Source organism: Streptomyces sp. S3(2020) (assembly GCF_013044505.1).
Classification (GTDB): Bacteria; Actinomycetota; Actinomycetes; order Streptomycetales; family Streptomycetaceae; genus Streptomyces.
Genome location: NZ_JABERD010000566.1, coordinates 1 through 563, shown reverse-complemented (window position 1 = coordinate 563; position 563 = coordinate 1). Strand labels below are relative to the sequence as shown.

Sequence of the window (563 nt, the reverse complement as noted above, 5' to 3'; positions counted from 1 at the left end):
GCCCCCTACGCCCAGGACAGCCACGTCCCGCCGCCGCCCATCGCCCCCGACGGCCCGGGCCAGGTGCCCTACGGCTATCCGGGTGGCGGGTACGGGCAGCCGGGCGGTGGCTACGGCTACCCGGGAGCCGCGCCCCAGGGCTACTACGGCTGGCCCGGCATACAGCCCCTGCCCAGCAACGGCATGGGCACCGCCGGACTCGTGCTCGGCATCCTGTCGGCCCTCGTGTTCTGCCTCTGGCCGCTGGCGATCATCCTCGGCATCCTCGGCGTGATCTTCGGCGCCATCGGCCGCGGCAAGGCCCGCCGGGGTGTGGCCACCAACCCCGGGCAGGCCCTGGCCGGGATCATCTGCGGAGTCGCGGGCATCGCACTGGGCATCGGCATGGTCGTACTGCTGGTCTTGCCCTAGACACAAGCGCGTCCCGGAGGGACGTGGGGTCGTGTCGACTCGCGCACTCCACCGCGCGGGCGAGACCAGCCCCCATCAGCCAGCCTTCAGCAACCAGCTCTCAGCGACAGTCCCCACTAGCCGGCCCCACCACTGCCACGCCCCACCTACAC

Annotated in this window: 1 protein-coding gene; it reads left to right on the top strand. The window is 72.5% G+C overall.

What is annotated here, in order from left to right; genetic code table 11:
- Positions 1-411: DUF4190 domain-containing protein (locus HLK59_RS51850; protein WP_240983123.1), on the top strand; the 411-nt coding region annotated here is incomplete at its 5' end.
- Between the last annotated feature and the right edge of the window lie 152 nt (positions 412-563).